The 17113-nt window shown below is 62.6% G+C and carries 14 protein-coding genes and 1 pseudogene; 9 read left to right on the top strand and 6 right to left on the bottom strand.

From position 1 onward, the window contains the following. Positions 1-146: 146 nt before the first annotated feature. The 7 genes from NL528_RS25310 (at position 147) to NL528_RS25280 (ending at position 6623) form a co-directional block, all read left to right on the top strand. Positions 147-473 carry an NIPSNAP family protein gene (locus NL528_RS25310; protein ID WP_309177170.1) on the top strand — a complete coding sequence of 109 codons (327 nt, stop codon included), beginning with the start codon at positions 147-149 and terminating at the stop codon, positions 471-473. Positions 474-564: 91 nt separating this feature from the next. After that, positions 565-1428: a 3-deoxy-8-phosphooctulonate synthase gene (kdsA, locus tag NL528_RS25305; RefSeq protein WP_309177169.1), complete on the top strand. Its 864-nt coding sequence runs from the start codon at positions 565-567 to the stop codon at positions 1426-1428. Positions 1429-1444: 16 nt separating this feature from the next. Further along, positions 1445-2638: an MFS transporter gene (locus tag NL528_RS25300; RefSeq protein WP_309177168.1), complete on the top strand. Its 1194-nt coding sequence runs from the start codon at positions 1445-1447 to the stop codon at positions 2636-2638. Positions 2639-2832: 194 nt separating this feature from the next. Continuing rightward, positions 2833-3093, top strand: a complete 261-nt coding sequence (locus NL528_RS25295) for a hypothetical protein (RefSeq protein ID WP_309177166.1) — start codon at positions 2833-2835, stop codon at positions 3091-3093. Next, positions 3090-4562 carry a type II and III secretion system protein family protein gene (locus NL528_RS25290; RefSeq protein WP_309177165.1) on the top strand — a complete coding sequence of 491 codons (1473 nt, stop codon included), beginning with the start codon at positions 3090-3092 and terminating at the stop codon, positions 4560-4562. The genes NL528_RS25295 and NL528_RS25290 overlap by 4 nt, the downstream gene beginning before the upstream one ends. Positions 4563-4602: 40 nt before the next feature. After that, positions 4603-5343, top strand: a complete 741-nt coding sequence (locus NL528_RS25285; protein ID WP_309177164.1) for a CpaD family pilus assembly protein — start codon at positions 4603-4605, stop codon at positions 5341-5343. Beyond that, a complete protein-coding gene (locus NL528_RS25280) occupies positions 5340-6623 on the top strand; it encodes an AAA family ATPase (protein ID WP_309177163.1) in 1284 nt (427 codons plus the stop codon). Before NL528_RS25285 ends, NL528_RS25280 begins: the two co-directional genes overlap by 4 nt. A gap of 182 nt (positions 6624-6805) precedes the next feature. Here NL528_RS25280 and NL528_RS25275 read toward each other — a convergent pair whose 3' ends face one another. From NL528_RS25275 to NL528_RS25260, 4 genes and pseudogenes are all read right to left on the bottom strand, one after another. Continuing rightward, positions 6806-7630: a tetratricopeptide repeat protein gene (locus NL528_RS25275; protein ID WP_309177162.1), complete on the bottom strand. Its 825-nt coding sequence runs from the start codon at positions 7628-7630 to the stop codon at positions 6806-6808. Positions 7631-7806: 176 nt separating this feature from the next. Further along, the gene (locus NL528_RS25270) at positions 7807-8052 is read right to left on the bottom strand and encodes a PilZ domain-containing protein (RefSeq protein ID WP_074278617.1); all 246 of its coding nucleotides are present in this window, start codon (positions 8050-8052) and stop codon (positions 7807-7809) included. A gap of 237 nt (positions 8053-8289) precedes the next feature. Next, entirely contained in the window at positions 8290-12360 is a 4071-nt protein-coding gene (locus NL528_RS25265) for a hypothetical protein (protein WP_309177160.1), read from the bottom strand. Between the two features lie 350 nt (positions 12361-12710). Then, positions 12711-12836, bottom strand: a pseudogene (locus NL528_RS25260) (NADPH-dependent 7-cyano-7-deazaguanine reductase QueF); the annotation flags it as partial. A 39-nt stretch (positions 12837-12875) separates the two neighbouring features. On the opposite strand from NL528_RS25260, the gene NL528_RS25255 reads away from it, so the two are divergent. Continuing rightward, entirely contained in the window at positions 12876-14048 is a 1173-nt protein-coding gene (locus tag NL528_RS25255; RefSeq protein ID WP_309177159.1) for a patatin-like phospholipase family protein, read from the top strand. 33 nt (positions 14049-14081) lie between these two features. Here the strand turns inward: NL528_RS25255 and queF are convergent, their stop codons facing one another. Both queF and NL528_RS25245 read right to left on the bottom strand, forming a co-directional pair. Next, the gene (gene queF, locus NL528_RS25250; RefSeq protein ID WP_375143892.1) at positions 14082-14534 is read right to left on the bottom strand and encodes a preQ(1) synthase; all 453 of its coding nucleotides are present in this window, start codon (positions 14532-14534) and stop codon (positions 14082-14084) included. Positions 14535-14627: 93 nt separating this feature from the next. Further along, positions 14628-15620 (bottom strand): lyase, encoded by a 993-nt coding sequence (locus NL528_RS25245; protein WP_309177157.1) that lies wholly within the window; start codon positions 15618-15620, stop codon positions 14628-14630. Positions 15621-15795: 175 nt separating this feature from the next. On the opposite strand from NL528_RS25245, the gene eno reads away from it, so the two are divergent. Then, positions 15796-17079: a phosphopyruvate hydratase gene (gene eno / locus NL528_RS25240; RefSeq protein ID WP_309177156.1), complete on the top strand. Its 1284-nt coding sequence runs from the start codon at positions 15796-15798 to the stop codon at positions 17077-17079. Positions 17080-17113: the final 34 nt, after the last annotated feature.

Below are 17113 nucleotides of genomic sequence, written 5' to 3'. Positions count from 1 at the left end.
GTCTGCCGCGCCATTCGTCGCGTTGCTCATCGCAATGACGATGCGGGGCAGTCATGCGTGCCAAGCCGTAGGACGTGCTCGATCCGGCCAAGACAGCCTCCCAACCACCCGCTATAAACGCCGCGTAAGAAAAGGGAGGACCACCAATGATCTACGAAACCCGCGTCTATCGCTGCCTGCCGGGCCGTTTGCCGGCGCTGCTCAAGCGCTTTGAAAACATCACCTTAAAACTTTGGGAAAAGCACGGCATCAAGCAGGCCGGTTTCTTCACCACGCTGGTCGGCGAATCCAATCAGGAATTGACCTATCTTTTGGCGTGGGAATCGCTCGCCGATCGCGAGAAGAAGTGGGCTGCGTTCCAAAGCGATCCGGACTGGATTTCCGCGCGCGCCAAGACCGAGGAAGACGGCCAGATCGTCGGCAATATCGTCAATCAATTGCTGGTGCCGACGGCGTTCTCGTCGGTGAAGTGACACCAAGCGCAACCCTGATATTCGGGGGCTGAACAGGGTTGATCCTGATAGCGCGGACCGGCATGGTCCGCGCCTGAAGAAGGAAATACCCGTGAACGCGAACATCTCTGCAGCCCCGGTCGTAACGGCGGGCGCGGTCAAATTCGGCAACGATCTGCCGATTTCGATCATCGCCGGCCCGTGCCAGCTCGAGAGCCGCGCGCATGCGCTGGAAGTTGCGGGTGCGCTGAAGGAGATCGCGGCGCGGCTCGGAATAGGGCTGGTCTACAAAACCTCCTTCGACAAGGCCAACCGCACCAGCGTTTCCGCCGCGCGCGGCATCGGGTTAAAGCAGGCGTTGCCGATTTTTGCGGAGATACGCGGCTCGCTCGGTCTGCCCGTCCTCACCGACGTGCACGAGGCCTCGCAATGCGCCGAGGTGGCGCAGGCAGTGGATGTCCTGCAAATCCCGGCCTTCCTGTGCCGGCAGACCGATTTGCTGCTGGCGGCGGCCGCGACCGGCAAGGTCGTCAACGTCAAGAAGGGGCAGTTTTTGGCGCCGTGGGACATGGCCAATGTCGTCGCCAAGATCACCGGCGCCAACAATCCCAACGTGCTGGTCACCGAGCGCGGCGCGTCGTTCGGCTACAACACGCTGGTCTCGGACATGCGGGCGCTGCCGATCCTCGCGCGAACAACTAATGCCCCGGTCATTTTCGATGCCACCCATTCAGTGCAGCAGCCCGGCGGGAAGGGGACTTCATCGGGCGGCGAGCGCGAATTCGTCCCGGTGCTGGCCCGCGCCGCGGTCGCGGTCGGGGTTGCCGGTGTGTTCATCGAAACCCATCCCGATCCCGATTCTGCGCCGTCCGACGGCCCCAACATGGTGCCGCTGCGCGAATTCGAAGGTCTGGTACGGACCCTGATGGGGTTCGACGCGCTCGCCAAGAACCTTAGCAAGCACGCAGCGCGTTGATGGCGCGGATATTGCCGTGACCGCGTCGAGCCGCCTGCCGCCGGCGCTGAATATCATTACGCTCGCAACCTTTGCCGCCAGCCTGTCGGCACGCGCGCTCGATCCGGTTTTGCCGCATGTCGCCGACGACTTCGGCGTGACCATCGCGGCCGCCGCCAGCTTCGCCGCCGTGTTCGCCTTCACCTTTGCCATCATCCAGCCGGTGCTCGGCGCCACCGCCGATCTGTTCGGCAAGGCGCGGCTGATGATCGTCTGTCTCGTGCTGCTCGGCCTCGCCAACATCCTGGGCGCGATGGCGACGTCGTTCCCGCTGTTGTTTGCGACCCGTGTTCTCGCCGGCATCGGCTCCGGCGGCGTGTTTCCGATCGCGCTTGGATTGACCAGCGATCTGGTCGGCCCCGAGAAGCGCCAGATCGCGATCGGGCGCACGCTGATGGGCTCGATGACGGGCAATCTGCTCGGTGCCTCGGCTTCCGGCCTGATCGGCGATTTCCTGGGCTGGCGCGGCGTGCTCGCCGTGCTTGGTGCCCTGGTCATCGTGGCGGCGATTGCCGTGGCCGCCGGGTTTCGAAACGCCGCCATGACGCGTCCGCCGCGGACCAGCCTGTCGGCGCTCCGGACCGGCTACCGCACGATCTTCACCAACCCGAACGCGCGCGTTTGCTACTCGGCGGTCTTCATCGAGGGCTGCTGCGTGCTCGGGCTGTTTCCGTTCTTAGCGGCATTCCTGTTCGAACTCGGCGAAACCTCGCTCTCGATCGCCGGCATCGTGATCGCCGGATTTGCCATCGGCGGGTTGTTCTACACCTTGACCGTCTCGCGGTTCCTGCCGCGGCTCGGCGTCAAGGGCATGATGTTCGCGGGCGCGACGCTGGTCGCCCTGCAACTCGTCGCCGTGGCACTCGGTCCGCACTGGAAACTTCAAATGCTGAGCCTGCTCTTCATGGGCTGGGGCTTCTACATGATCCATGGCTGCTTGCAGGTGTTTGCCAGCGAGCTGTCGGTGGAGGCGCGCGCGACCGCGCTGTCGCTGCATTCGTTCTTCTTTTTCATGGGCCAGACCATCGGCCCCATCGCGTATGGTTTCGGCATCCAGCATGCCGGCAAGGTGCCGACCTTGCTTATGGCGGCCGCGGTGATGATCGTGCTGGGATTCGTCTGCGCGCGGCTATTGCGGCAGACGCGGCCGGCGGACGCCGCAACGACCTAGTCGGCGCGCCCATTGCCGGGAGTCGGGGCAAACGATAACCGTCCGTTCACCATGCGGGCAAATCCCGGCTTCCCTTTCGGCAATCTCCGGCGCGCCTCAAGCTCCCTTACACTTTTAGCGCCTAGTCCTCGTTAGACCAGAAGCTGTCATCGCAGCCCGCAGGGGCGCGCGCGTAAGAGTAGTTAGTAAAGCGTATGAGTACCGCACGCATTTTTGTCCTGATGGCCGCGCTCAGCGCCGACGGCGTCGCGGCCTATCTTGAGCAATCGGAGACGCGCGCGCCCGCGCGCCAAAGCAGCACGCCGTCGCTGGCGCTGCGCAGCATTGCCGACGTCAACACGGTTGAGAACGGATCCGACAATCAAGCCCCGAAGCGGGGTGGCAGCATCAGCGTGGTTCGCTACGGCGTATCAGGCTCGACGACGACACAGAAGTGGCAAGGACGTTCGATATGAAATGCAGGGCAAATCAACTGGTGACGCGAACATTTTGGATCCGTGCCCTGTCGTTCTCGGCCGTCGCCGCACTGGCGCTCAGTCCGGCGCTGTCGCCGGTCATTGCGGCCGATTCCGATATCCATCCGACGGCGTCGGTCGCCACCGCCAAGACCCGCTTTCTTGCGCTCGGCATCGGCAAATCGGTGATCATCGATCTGCCGCGCGACGTCAAGGACGTGCTGGTTGCCGACCCGAAGATCGCCAACGCGGTCGTCCGCTCGGCGCAGCGCGCCTACATCATTGGTGCGGCGGTCGGGCAGACCAACGTCGTGTTCTTCGATGCCGATGGCGGGCAGGTGGCGGCCTATGACATCGCGGTCAAGCGCGATCTCAACGGCGTGCGCACCGCATTGAAGCAAATGCTGCCCGCCGCGGTAATCCAGGCCGAAGGCGTCGGCGACAGCGTCATGCTGACCGGCTCGGTATCCAGCCCGGTCGAGGCCCAGCAGGCGGGCGATCTCGTCGCGCGTCTGGTGGGCGGCGCCGACAAGGTCGTCAACTCCATCGTCGTCCGCGGCCGCGATCAGGTGACGCTCAAGGTCACGGTCGCGGAAGTGCGGCGGGACATCATCAAGCAATTGGGCGTCGATCTCAGTGCCAGCATGAATTACGGCACCGCGGCGGTCGTTTTCAACAATACCAATCCGTTCACCGCAAACAATGCACCGCTGGTCTCCGGCAACGGGTTGACCGGGGCGGCCCTGAACAAGGCCGGTCTGCCGTCGGTCACCGCTACCTTGCGCGCGATGGAGAGCGCGGGCGTGGTCCGGACGCTGGCGGAGCCAAATTTGACGGCAATCTCCGGCGAGTCCGCAACGTTTATTTCGGGCGGCGAATTTCCAATTCCGACCGGCGTAACCTGCCAAACGACGACGGCGGGCGCGATCGGACAATGCGTTCAGACGGTTGCCTTCAAGAAATTCGGCATCTCGCTCAACTTCACGCCGGTGGTGCTGACCGAGGGACGGATCAGCCTGCGGGTCATGACCGAAGTGTCGGAAGTCTCGGCCGAAAACTCTTTGACCGGCGGCGCCAATGGAACGACGATTCCCTCGATCAAGACCCGGCGTGCGGAAACCACGTTGGAAATCCCGTCCGGCGGCTCGATCGCGATGGCCGGCCTGATCCAGGAACAGACCAAGCAGGCCGTCAACGGAATGCCCGGCATCGACTCGTTGCCGATTTTTGGCGCGCTCTTCAGGAGCCAGGACTTCATCAACAACCAGACCGAATTGATGGTCATCGTGACGCCCTATGTGGTTCGGGCGGTTGCCCAGAAGGAGTTGTCGCGCCCCGATGACGGGTTTGCGCCCGCGTCGGATTCCCAATCGGCACTGCTGGCCCAGGTCAACCGGATCTACGGCGTTGCCGCCCGCGTCGAACCCGTTGGGCTCTACCACGGCAACTTTGGTTTCATCATTGACTGAGACGGGGCGGCTTTGGCCGATGCGGGATGGGGACAGAACCATGACAAACAGAACGCCGGTGGGTCGCTACCGAACGCTGCGCCTGCTGGGTACCCTGGCCGGGCTCTCAGTGGTGTTGGGGGCATGCAACTATACGACCGGTGAAGTCGTCACCGCGAGCGTTCCCAACGATTATCGTCAGCGTCATCCGATCGCGATAACGGAGACCAACCGCTCGGTCGTGATCTTCGTCGGCCAGGCCCGCGGCGGTCTGACCGTGCCGCAACGTTCCGACGTCATGGGGCTGGCACGGACCTGGGTCAGCGAAGGCACCGGTGCGATTGTGGCCGACGTGCCGGTCGACACGGCGAACGCCAGGGCTGCTGCGGCGGCCTTCCGGGAAGCTCAGGGGATCCTTGCGGCTGGCGGCGTGCCGGCGAGCGCGATCAAGTTGCGTCACTACCATCCCGACGACATCAGAACATTGCCGACGATCCGGTTGAGCTATCCAAGGATTGCGGCGGTTGCCGGCCCCTGCGGTCTGTGGCCGGAGGATCTCGGTCCTTCGATCAACGACCCCGGCTATGGCGAAAACAGGGAGTATTACAATTTCGGCTGCGCGAACCAGCGCAATCTTGCCGCGATGATCGACAATCCGTCGGACCTCGTGCAGCCGCGATCTGAAACCCCCGCCTATACCCCGCGGCGCTCCGAAGCATTCGAGAAGTACCGCAAGGGCGAACCAACCACGACCGTCTATCCCGAAGCCGAAAAGGCCAAACTCAGCGACACAGGCAAATGAGCAGCCGCGCCAGTCAAAACTCCGAAGACCAACTCGACGTCACGCCGCACGCCGACGATTACATCGCGCCGGCGCCCCGCGTATCGGTGCAGGCCTTCTGCACGTCCGATTCGACCGCGGCGGCGGCGCGAGGGGCGTCCGAAGACCGCCGCCTCGCCAAGGCCCATCTGTCGGTCCATATGGGCGGCATCGAAGCCGCGATCGAAACCTATCACAAGGCGCCGACGCCGAACGTCATCGTCCTGGAAACCGAGAGCGGCCACGACATCCTCGCCGGCCTCGATGAGCTCGCGACCGTCTGCGATCCCGGCACCCGCGTCGTCGTGATCGGCAGCGCCAGCGATGTTGCGCCGTATCGCGAACTGGTGCGCCGCGGCGTCAACGACTACGTCATCGGGCCGGTCGTGGTCCTCGATGTGGTGCGCTCGATCTGCAGCCTGTTCTCGGCGTCCGAGGCGGTCGCGGTCGGCCGGATGATCGCCGTCGTCGGCGCCAAAGGCGGTGTCGGCGCGTCCACCATCGCGCACAATGTGGCCTGGGCGATCGCGCGCGATCTCGCGCTGGATTCCGTCGTCATCGATCTCGACCTCGCGTTCGGCACCGCCAGCCTCGACTACAATCAGGATCCGGTGCAGGGGATAGCGAACGCGGTATTCTCGCCCGATCGGCTCGATACCTCCTACATGGAACGCCTGCTGGCGAAATGCTCCGACCGTCTCAGCCTGCTGTCCGCGCCGGCCACGCTCGATCAGGTCTACGACTTCGGCGCCGACGCCTTCGACTCGATCTTCGATACGCTGCGCATGACCACGCCCTGCATCGTGCTCGACGTTCCCCATCAATGGACGGCGTGGACCCGGCGCGCGCTGATCGGCGCCGATGACATTCTGATCGTCGCCGAGCCCGATCTTGCCAATATGCGCAACGCCAAGAACATGATGACCTTGCTGAAGGCGTCGCGGCCCAACGACAAGCCGCCGCTCTATTGTCTCAACCAGGTCGGCATGAGCAAGCGACCCGAGATCGAGGTGCGCGCCTTCGCCAAGACCATCGAGAGCCAGCCGATCGCGGCCATTCCCTTCGATTCGCGAATGTTCGGCACGGCTGCCAACAACGGCCAGATGATCGCGGAAATCGCAGCCAATCACCGCACCACGAAGATGTTCCTGCAGATGGCGCAGCGGATGACGGGCCGCGCAGAGACCAAGCCGCGCAGCTCGCTGCTGTCGCCGATCATGCCGATCCTCAAGAAGATGCGGGGAGGCCGCGGCCGTTCGTAAGGGCATGATCCCGAAAAAGCCTGCCCCGCACTTGATGCGAGGTGGACACCGGTTTTCGGAATAGATCATGCCCAAACAAATATTTGCTTAGACTCTGATTCAGCGTCGCTGAAACAGACTCCAAGGCAGGGGCTATTCGGCAGTGCAGGCCGCTGCCGGTCTCCATTGCCATTGCTTCGGGATTAGTCCGCGTGTGCGGCAGCCGCGACCGGTATTTTATCCCCGTCCGCGTGTGCATGCTCTTTCCGGGACAATAATTGCTTCAAGGCCGCGACCCTCGCGGCGGCTTCCTCGGGCGGCAGATCGGCTTTAACGAGGCCTTCGGCATCGGCGACGCGGCCCTGCAGACCCACCACGAAAGCCAGATTGGTCCGGATCCGCTGATCCGCCCCCGCCTGGCCATGGGCGCGGCGCAAGGTCTCCTCCGCCTTCGGCAGGTCTTTGGAAAGGACGTAGGACAGGCCGAGATTGGACAGCACGGTGGGTTCGTCGGGCACGATGTTCAACGCGCTCGCATAATACTGCCGTGCTTCCTCGTAGCGGCCGAGCTGATCGAGCACGGCGCCCTGAGCCGAGAGGATTCGCCAGTCGGGATCTTCCGGGGAGTGGGCGCGGCCGAGCACGTCGAAAGCCTGCTGGAAATTGCCGTTGTCCGCGAGCGCCCGCCCGTAACCGGCGAGAAGCGCCTTGCTGCCGGGATTGGCGATCGTGGCCTGTTCGAGCACGGCGACCGCCTGGGCGCGCTGTCCGGTGGCGCGGAGCGCCTTGCCATATTCGAGCGCCGCATCGACGTCCTTGGGGTTGGCGCGAAAGCGGTCGCGATAGAAACCCACCTCGCGCCGCGGCTCGGCGGGGCGGCTTGATTCGGTTTGGTCGCCCAGCGACCCCGTGATGTCGGACGGGCCCGACGTCTGGCAGCTGCAAAGCCCCAGCGCCACGACCGCGGACGATCCTATGAATGCAATGAGCCTCGCGAAGCGAGGCGGCGGGAGCAACTGCCGGAGCATGTAATCTGACCTGTAGTCGGCGACTGGTCAGGAATGCTTACATCTTAACCCTAAGTTCAGGTTAAGCCGGCGGGCCGGCCGCCGGTCAGGGGGCCATCCGGGCCCGCCGCCCGGTGCGGCGGCGGGCCCGTGGGCCAGGCGCGTTAACCGGCCAATGCTCCGACAGGCTTTTCGGTCTATCCGACGAATTCGGCGCCGAATTCGAAGCCGATCCGCCATCGCAACTTGCATTGGCGGGGATGGCCCGTCGAAAGGATGAGGGTGAATTCAGACGGAATTTCGGGATAATCGGCAATGACCTTGACGCCGCCGTCCGAGATGTCCGTGATCGTGCAGTCGCGCGGCAACGAGCCGGTCCCGAACTGGATTTTCGCGAGCTTTTTGCAAAGCTGACGTTCGCTTCGGCGTCGATTTGCTAACATGTCGATCCTTACCCCTTGTTCGATCATGCCTCGTCCGGCATTCCAGCTACTTTTACCGAACAACTATTGGCGTCTGTTTAGCGGGATCGTTCGCAATTAATTCGTAGTTTCTGAATTCGTTTAACGCCGTTGGCGGTCGTCCGCGCCGCGGGTCGCCAGCTCGCGTTCAGGCGTTCGTATTCGCAAAGAGGCGGACGCGAGAGAGCGTTCTCTGCACTCTCGCGCCATTCTCGCTACTTACACGAGATGGAAATCGTGGAAGTCGAACCCAGGCAAATGGAACGGGGAGGCGTCGTGCGGGACGTCGAAACCGCTCTGCGCCGCATGGGAAAGGTCCGCGGCAAGCTGCGAAGCCTTATCCCCAAACAAGTTACCTTGCGGAACGATGTGGTCGGAGGCGGCGTTGCCGGCTCCGTTGGCAAACACGAAGCCGTCATTGACGGTGTCGACCGAGACCAAATTGCCATCGCCATGATGTGCGATTTGTTCGGAATTGTGATCCGCCACGAACTCGACGCCATGGGCGCTGCCGAACTTGAAGCCGGGTGCGTTGGCCGCTGAAACCAATGCAGTGAACTGACCGGTCTGCGGATCGACCACGCCGAACGCGTTGCCGACCGAAGCATAGTAGTCGTTGCTGTTGAGGCCGGTCGCGTGAACTGCGAGCACCCGGTTATCGGCTGTGTCGGACAGATAGAACGTCCCGGCACTGGCATCGACCTTGAGCACGTCGTCGAGCCCGGCGCCGGCCGGCACGCCCTGCACCTGGGTGAAACTGACCGACTGATGCGTGGTGCCGGGGTTATGCACGTCGATGATGGCCTGATCGGCGCCGCTGGCAAACAGCAGATCGCCGTTCGGCGCGAGTTTGAGCGAGTCCGGATCGTTCTGCGGGATCACCTCCATCTTGCCGGTTTCGAGGTTGAGACCTTGATCTCCGAAATCGAGGATCGGCTTGGTCTTGATGGGACCGCCGTCCAGGTCGTTGGCGTTGGTCACCTGTACCAGCGTCGGGTCGCCGGGGTTTGCCGGGTTGGTGTAGCTCATGAACACGTTGCCATGCGTGAACACGACATCGTCATAGCCTCGTGTCGACGATGGATCGGCATAGGACAACGGCTGACCGACGCTGTGATCGTCCGGATGGATAATGCTGAGGGTGGAATTGCCGTCCTGGTTTTGCAGCGCCCAGATTTCGCCGGTCGACGGATCGAACTTCAGGCCGTCGACATAACCGTCGATCTGATAGCTGTGATCGATGTGGCCGTTGCGATCATATTCGACGATTGTGCTGGAGCCCGACAGGCCGGTGGAATCGGCGCCGTTGGTGTAGGCGACCCAGATGTCGCCGTTCGCCAGCGTGATGGAGTCGGGTGACTTGGCGCCAGCGGGAGCTGCGGCCAAGGTCGAGATGTGATCGACGTCGGCAACCACCGGAGCCGGAGACGGATCAGCGGTGAAGCTGACGCCATGGGGCGAACTGAAGTTGAAGCCTGGCGCGTTGTCGGCCGAGAGCAGTGGCGTGAAGATCCCTGTGGTCGGGTCCACCCGACCGAACGCGTGGAGACTTCCCACCGAGGCATAGTAGTCGTTGGGGTTAAGGTCTGTCGCGTGGAACGAAAAAACGTGGTTGGTTGCGGTATCCGTCAGGGTGAAGGTGCCGGATTTGGCGCCAGGCATGATGACGTCATCGAGCCCGGCGTGGGCTCCGACGCCGGCAACCGGCGTGAAGGAAACCGATTGGTGGGCGGTACCGGGATTCTTTACATCGATGATGGTGCCGTCATCGCCGCTCGACAGCAAGAGATCGCCATTTGGCGCGAGCTTTAGCGAGTCGGGATCGTTTTGCGGAACCAGTTCTGTCTTGCCGGTCACGGTATCCAGGCCCATGGCGCCAAAGGTCAGGATCGTTTTGGTCGTCAGTTCGCCCGTCGGATGGTCGCCGTTGACAAGCTCGACCAGGGTCGCGTCGCCGGGACTGGCCGGATTGGTGTAGCTCAAGAACACCTTGTCGCCCTTGAACACCACATCGTCATAGCCGCGGCTGGCCGACGAGTTGGCGAAGCTGAGCGGCGCCGATACCGCGTGCGTCTTCGGGTCGATCAACGTCAGGGTGGGATTGCCATCCTGATTCTGCAGCGCCCAGATCTCGCCGGTTACAGGGTTGTATTTCAGCCCGTCGACCGAGCCGGGTATCGAGTAGGAAAATTCGATTTTGCCGGTCTTGTCGTACTGGATGATCGTGCTCGAACCGCCGGCACCGGTTGAATCAGCACCATTGCCATATTCGACGAAGGTCGAGCCATTCGCGGTTGTTACCGAATCGGGACTGGTCGAGCCATCGAGCGGAGCTTCGAAGGTCTTGACCGTGCCGATCTGCGGGAAAGGAGCCGCGTTCTTGTCGGGAACGAAGACGACGCCGTGCGGCGAACCGAAGGTGAAGCCGGGCGCATTCTCCGCGGAGACCAGCGCCGTGAACATGCCGGTGTTCTCGTCGACCTGACCGAACGCGCCGAGCGAACCCACCGAGGCATAATAGGCGTTGGGGTCGAGGCCGCTTGCGTGCACGGTAAGAACCCGGCCGTCCTTGGCGTCCGAGATATAGAATGTGCCCGATGTCGCAGTCGGCTTGATGACGTCGTCGAGCCCTGCGTTGCCCACCGAGCCCGCGGGAATTCCCTTGATGGGGGTGAAGGCAACCGCCTGCTTGGACGTACCGGGATTCTGGATGTCGATGATCGCGCCGTCGGCATTGCTGCTGAAGATCAGATCACCGTTGGCGGCGAGCTTCAGCGAATCCGGATCGGTCTGCGGGACCAGCTCCATCTTGCCGGTCACGGTGTCATATCCCATCGTGCCGTCGAGCAGTACGGGAGCTGTGGTGAGCAGGTCGCCGGGCTTCGGGTTCGGGCCGTTCAGGAGCTTGACGATGGTCGGATCGCCGTTGCCGGTCGGATTCGTGTAGCTCAGGAACACATCCTTGCCCTTGAACACCACGTCGTCATAGCCGCGGGATGTCGAGGGGTTAGCGTAGTTGAAATGCGCCGCGATTGTCTGTGTGTTGGGGTCGATCAGCGTCAGCGAGGAGCGCGCATCCTGGTTCTGCAGCGCCCAGACCATCCCGGTCTCCGGGTTGTACTTTAGTCCGTCGACCGATCCTTCGATCGAATAGGCATGCACGAAATGTCCGGCCTTGTCGTACTGGATGATCGTGCTGTTGCCCGGCACGACGCCGGTCGAGTCGACGCCGTTGCCGTACTCCACGAACACGTACCTGCCGGCGATCGTGATGGAATCGAGTCCCGTGACGCCATTGGGCGGACTGGCGAACGTCCCGATGGAATCGACGTGCGCCGCCGGCGGTGCATGCTTGTCGGGGACGAAGATCAGCCCGTGCGCCGAGGCGAATTGCGCTCCGGTGACGAGCGGCGCGAAGACGCCGGTCGCCGGATCGACCTGGCCAAAACCGCCCAGGCTCGCAACCGAAGCGTAATAGTCGTTGGTGTTGAGGCCGCTGGCGTGGAACGAATAGACGTTCCCGGATTTCGTGTCGGTCATGTAGAACGTGCCGGCCGTCGCGCTCGGCTTGATCACGTCGTCGAGCCCGGCATTGCCGACGGAGCCTGCCGGAATCCCCTTGATCGTCGTGAATGAAATCGCCTGGCTGCTGGTGCCCGGATGCTGCACGTCGATGATCGTGCCGTCGGCATTGTCGGTGAAGATCAGGTCGCCGTCGGATGCGAGCTTGAGCGAGTCCGGGTCGGACTGCGGAACGACTTCGGTCGCGCCCGTCACCGTGTTGAAGCCGGTCGCGCCGTCGGCCAACACCGTGGTCGTCAGCAACGTGCCGCTCGGATGGTCACCGTTGAGCAGTTCCACCAGCGTCGGATCGCCAGTGCCGGTCGGATTGGTATAGCTCAAAAATACCCTGTCGCCCTTGAACACGACGTCGTCATAGCCGCGCGTCGGAGAAGGATTCGCGAAACTCAGCGGGCCGGTCACCTTGTGGGTGATTGGATCGATCAGCGTCAGCGTGGAGTTTCCGTCCTGGTTCTGCAGCGCCCAGATCTGGCCGGTGTAGGGATTGAATTTCAGACCGTCGACCGATCCTGCGACGGCGTAGGTGTGTTCGATCGTCCCGTTCTTGTCGTACTGCACGATCGTGCTCGAACCGCCTGCGCCGGTCGAGTCCGCGCCGTTGCCGTACTCGACGAAGATGCTGCCATTCTCAATGGTGATGGAGTCGGGGGAGGTCGCGCCAACCGGCGCGCCTGACGCAAACTTTTTTATCCCGCTGATTGCAACCATTCGCTGCTCCTTGGGTGCTATTTGAGGAGCGGAAAAAAACACCTGATGCACGACGGGCATGTGACGATTGGACGCCCAAATTTCTTGCTGGATTGAGGAACCTTTTGCGTGCTGCGAATTCGTGTTGTCGTTCAGCCGCTTCGTTACCGCGCCGACAACATCTCGAAATAGTTGCCGCACAAACGTCAGAAATAAGCCGCATCACCGCAAAGATTTGCGCAAGCGCCGGATGCGCGCGTAATGCGCGGAGATGTGCCGGCTACACGGGTGATGATAAATCGATCTCACCGCGGAGGCGCGCCGTCTGAATTACCAGCGCGCCGCCATCGCGATGTGTCGACGTCGCTGCATCATCCTCGGCCGCGATAGGGCGCTACGCCCTGATCGGGCATCCACATCCCCTTCGGCAATCTGCCGGTCTGCCAGAACACGTCGATCGGGATGCCGCCGCGCGGATACCAGTAGCCGCCGATCCGCGGTCGGCGAGAGATGTCGCCGCGCCGTTCAGACCCGGGTTGAGTGCGAGTGGCCGAGCGATTGATTACTCGTCTCAGAGAAGCGTAACGTTGACTGGTGGGATCGAGGAGGCGGCTATGGAAGCTACTTCGGACCGGAATTCGGCGGGTGGACCTGAGGTGTCGGCAAGAGTCGGCCACGACCCGGCAGTTTCCAACCAGGTCCGGACCATCAACCTGGCTCTTCAGGGAGGCGGAGCGCATGGGGCCTTTACCTGGGGTGTACTCGACCGATTCCTGGACGAGAAACATGTTGCGTTCGAGGGTCTCAGTGCAACCAGCGCCGGGGCAATGAATGCCGCGGTCTTTGCTTATGGGCTTGCGATCGGCGGTCGCGATGGGGCACGCCAAGCGCTCGCCGACTATTGGAAGCGGGTCAGCGATGCAGCCAGGCTCGGGCCATTGCAGCCAAGTCCCATCGACCGAATGCTGGGCGATCACAAGTTGGCCTGGTCGCCGGTTTTCTCCCTGATGGGTTTCGTAACGCGCGTGCTTTCGCCCTATGAGTTCAATCCTTCGGACTACAACCCTTTGCGCGACTTGATCGAGCAGTCGATCGATTTCGACGTGCTGAGGCGTCCGGATGCTCCGGTGAAGCTGTTTCTCTCTGCGACCAACGTTCGCACCGGCAAGGTGAAGGTCTTCAGCGGAAAGGAAATCTCGGTATCTGCCGTGATGGCCTCGGCCTGTCTTCCCACGATGTTTCACGCGGTCGAGATCGATGGCGAAGCCTATTGGGACGGCGGCTACATGGGAAACCCCGCGCTGTTCCCGCTGATCTATAACTGCAAAAGCGCGGATATCGTCATCGTTCACATCAATCCGCTGTTCCGCAAGGAGCTGCCGACCGCCGCCGGCGATATTCTGAACCGCATCAACGAGATCAGCTTCAATTCGTCGTTGATGCGCGAGATGCGGGCGGTGAGCTTCATCACCGGGCTGGTCAAGCAAAACCGCATTGTCGACCAGGAGATTAAGCGGATATTGATCCACAGCATCACTGACGACGAATTCATGGGCGAGCTCAGTCCGACGAGCAAGTACAACGCTGATTGGGACTTTCTAGTGTTTCTTCGCGACCAGGGACGAAAATGCGCAGACGATTGGCTCGCAAAAAACTTCGTCAAACTAGGCGTCGAGTCGTCGGTAGACATTGACAATGTATACCTCTGAGCTCTGGCGTTGAGGGCATCGAGATACCCTGGATTACCCCCGCCCGCGATAGGGCGCGACGCCCTGATCGGGCATCCACATCCCCTTCGGTAATCTGCCGGTCTGCCAGAATACGTCGATCGGGATGCCGCCGCGCGGATACCAGTAGCCGCCGATGCGCAAGAATTTCGGCTTGATCTCGTCGGCAATCCGCTTGCCGATCATGACCGTGCAATCCTCGTGGAATGCGCCGTGGTTGCGAAAGCTCGCGACGTAAAGTTTCAGCGACTTGGATTCCAGCAGCCACCGGCCCGGCACATAGTCGATCATCAGATGCGCGAAATCCGGCTGTCCCGTGACCGGGCAGAGCGAGGTGAATTCCGGCGCGGTGAAGCGGACCACGTAATTGGTGTCAGCCTGCGGATTGGGCACGCGGTCGAGCGTGGCCTTTTCGGGGCTGTCGGGCCATTCCACGGCGCGGCCGAGCTGCAGGGGTTTTTTGGCCATGATGTTCGTCCTTTGCGGACGCGTCATTGACGCAACAGGATAGGCCCGTCAACCGTCACCGTGAGATCGGGATGTCGGAAAGCCGCGAGGATTTCAGGTAGGCGCGACGGTCTGAACGACCACCAGACGCGCGTTGCCGGATTCGGCGCCCCATACCTCGCCGGCCCGCCCATCCAGTTGGCGAACATTGGCGCCCGCTCTGTCGCTGGCGAACACGTTGAATTTCTCGCTCACGGGATCGAAGCGCACGATGGCATTTGCCGAGAAATCGGTGAGCCAGATCTTGTCCCTGTCATCGACATAAACCGCATAGGCGTGCGGGCCCGTCCCCGGTAGCTTCCAGGCTTTCCAGGAGCCGTCCGCGGGGTCGTGCATCGACACGTTGCCGCTGTTCCACTCGCTGACCCAGAGGCGGCTTCTGGAGTCCGACCATATCCGCCGGGCGCCTTGTTTTGGCGTGGGTGGTTCGACCACCGTCGCCTGGCCCGTTGTCGGATCGAGTTTGGCAATGTGATTGCCGGCGAGCGAGGCGTACCAGACTTGGCCCTTCGGCGTGACCGTGATGCCGTAGGGACCAACGCCCCGCGGGGCATCGAACACGTTCATGGCGCCCGACTTTGGGTCGAGGCGGCCGTAATAGCCGGATTGGCCGGTGAACCAGTAGATTCCGCCTCTGTCGAACACGCCGGTGTTGAGGTTGGCGTAAGCAACTTTTTCGGGCAGGCGGAACAGCGTGACGCGATGATCCGCTGGGTCGACGCGGGCGATCGCATTCTGTCCGCCCTCGGTTACCCATGGAGCGCCGTCGGGGCCGATCGTGACGCCGTGGGGTGCCGCGCCTTTGCCGAGACCGACCAGTTTGAATGAGCCGTCGCGCGGATCCAGGCGCCCCAGCGTTCCGTTGCCCTGGCCGGTAAACCAGATGGTGCCGTCGCGGGCGGGCGTGACGTCGTGCAGGCCGATGCCCGCGTCAACCGGATAATATTTGACCCGGAACGGGCTTTCCTGCGCGCCGGCGCCTCGGAACAGGGCGGGCGTGGCAACAATTCCAGTGGCGGCCGAGATGAGAAACTGGCGGCGATTCATTGCGTTACCCCGGCTCTCGGAGAAGGAAGGTTTACACGCGGTGATCGACGTCCAGCCAGCATAACCGCGCCAAATCCACCCGTCAGGAAAAGGCCGCAGGTCAAGCGTTCACATTTGCTTGCGCTCCGTGTATGACGCGGCGCAACCAGCCAGAACCAACCGGGGAAGCATAGACATGACCGCCATCGTCGACATCATCGGCCGCGAAATTCTCGATAGCCGTGGCAATCCCACCGTCGAGGTCGATGTCGTGCTGGAGGACGGCTCGATCGGCCGCGCCGCGGTTCCCTCCGGCGCCTCCACCGGCGCACATGAGGCGGTCGAACTGCGCGACGGCGACAAGGCGCGCTATCTCGGCAAGGGCGTCCAGAAGGCGGTCGAGGCCATCAACGGCGAAATCTTCGAGGCGCTGAGCGATCAGGCGGTCGAGGAGCAGGTCCAGATCGACCAGATCATGATCGACCTCGACGGCACGCCGAACAAGAGCCGGCTCGGGGCCAACGCCATTTTGGGCGTTTCGCTGGCCTGCGCCAAGGCGGCCGCGGAATCCTTCGATATGCCGCTCTATCGTTACGTCGGCGGCACCTCGGCGCGGACGCTACCAGTGCCGATGATGAACATCATCAATGGCGGCGTGCATGCCGACAATCCGATCGATTTCCAGGAATTCATGATCATGCCGGTGGGAGCGGCGACCTTCGCCGAGGCGCTGCGCTGCGGCTCGGAAATCTTCCACACGCTGCGGGGCGAACTGAAGAAGGCCGGTCACAACACCAATGTCGGCGACGAGGGCGGTTTTGCGCCGAACCTGCCGTCGGCCGACGCCGCGCTCGAGTTCGTCATGGCCGCGATCGGCAAGGCCGGTTACAAGGCTGGAAGCGACGTGATGCTGGCGCTGGACTGCGCGGCGACCGAGTTCTTCAAGGACGGCAATTACGTCTATGGCGGCGAGAACAAGACCCGCTCGGGTTCCGAGCAGGCCAAATATCTTGCCGACCTCGCGGCGCGCTATCCGATCGTCTCGATCGAGGACGGCATGTCCGAAGACGACATGGCCGGCTGGAAGGAATTGACCGATCTGATCGGCGGCAAATGCCAGCTCGTCGGCGACGACCTGTTCGTCACCAACGTCACGCGCCTTGCCGACGGCATCAAAAACGGCCGCGCCAATTCCATCCTGGTCAAGGTCAACCAGATCGGCACGCTGACGGAGACGCTCTCGGCAGTCGAGATGGCCTACAAGGCCGGCTACACCGCCGTGATGTCGCACCGTTCCGGCGAGACCGAGGATTCCACCATCGCCGATCTGGCCGTGGCCACCAATTGCGGCCAGATCAAAACCGGCTCATTGGCGCGCTCCGACCGCACCGCCAAATACAACCAGCTGCTGCGCATCGAGCAGCAACTGGGCGCGCAGGCCAAATATGCCGGCAAGTCAGCCTTGAAGGCGCTGGCGTAACGCGCCCGCAACCAAGCCTTCGGGAGGCAGACCC

It is taken from the genome of Bradyrhizobium sp. Ash2021 (genome assembly GCF_031202265.1).
In the GTDB taxonomy this organism is placed as follows: domain Bacteria; phylum Pseudomonadota; class Alphaproteobacteria; order Rhizobiales; family Xanthobacteraceae; genus Bradyrhizobium.
The sequence above is the reverse complement of the archived record's forward strand: the minus strand, read 5'-3'. Positions and strand labels throughout refer to the sequence as shown.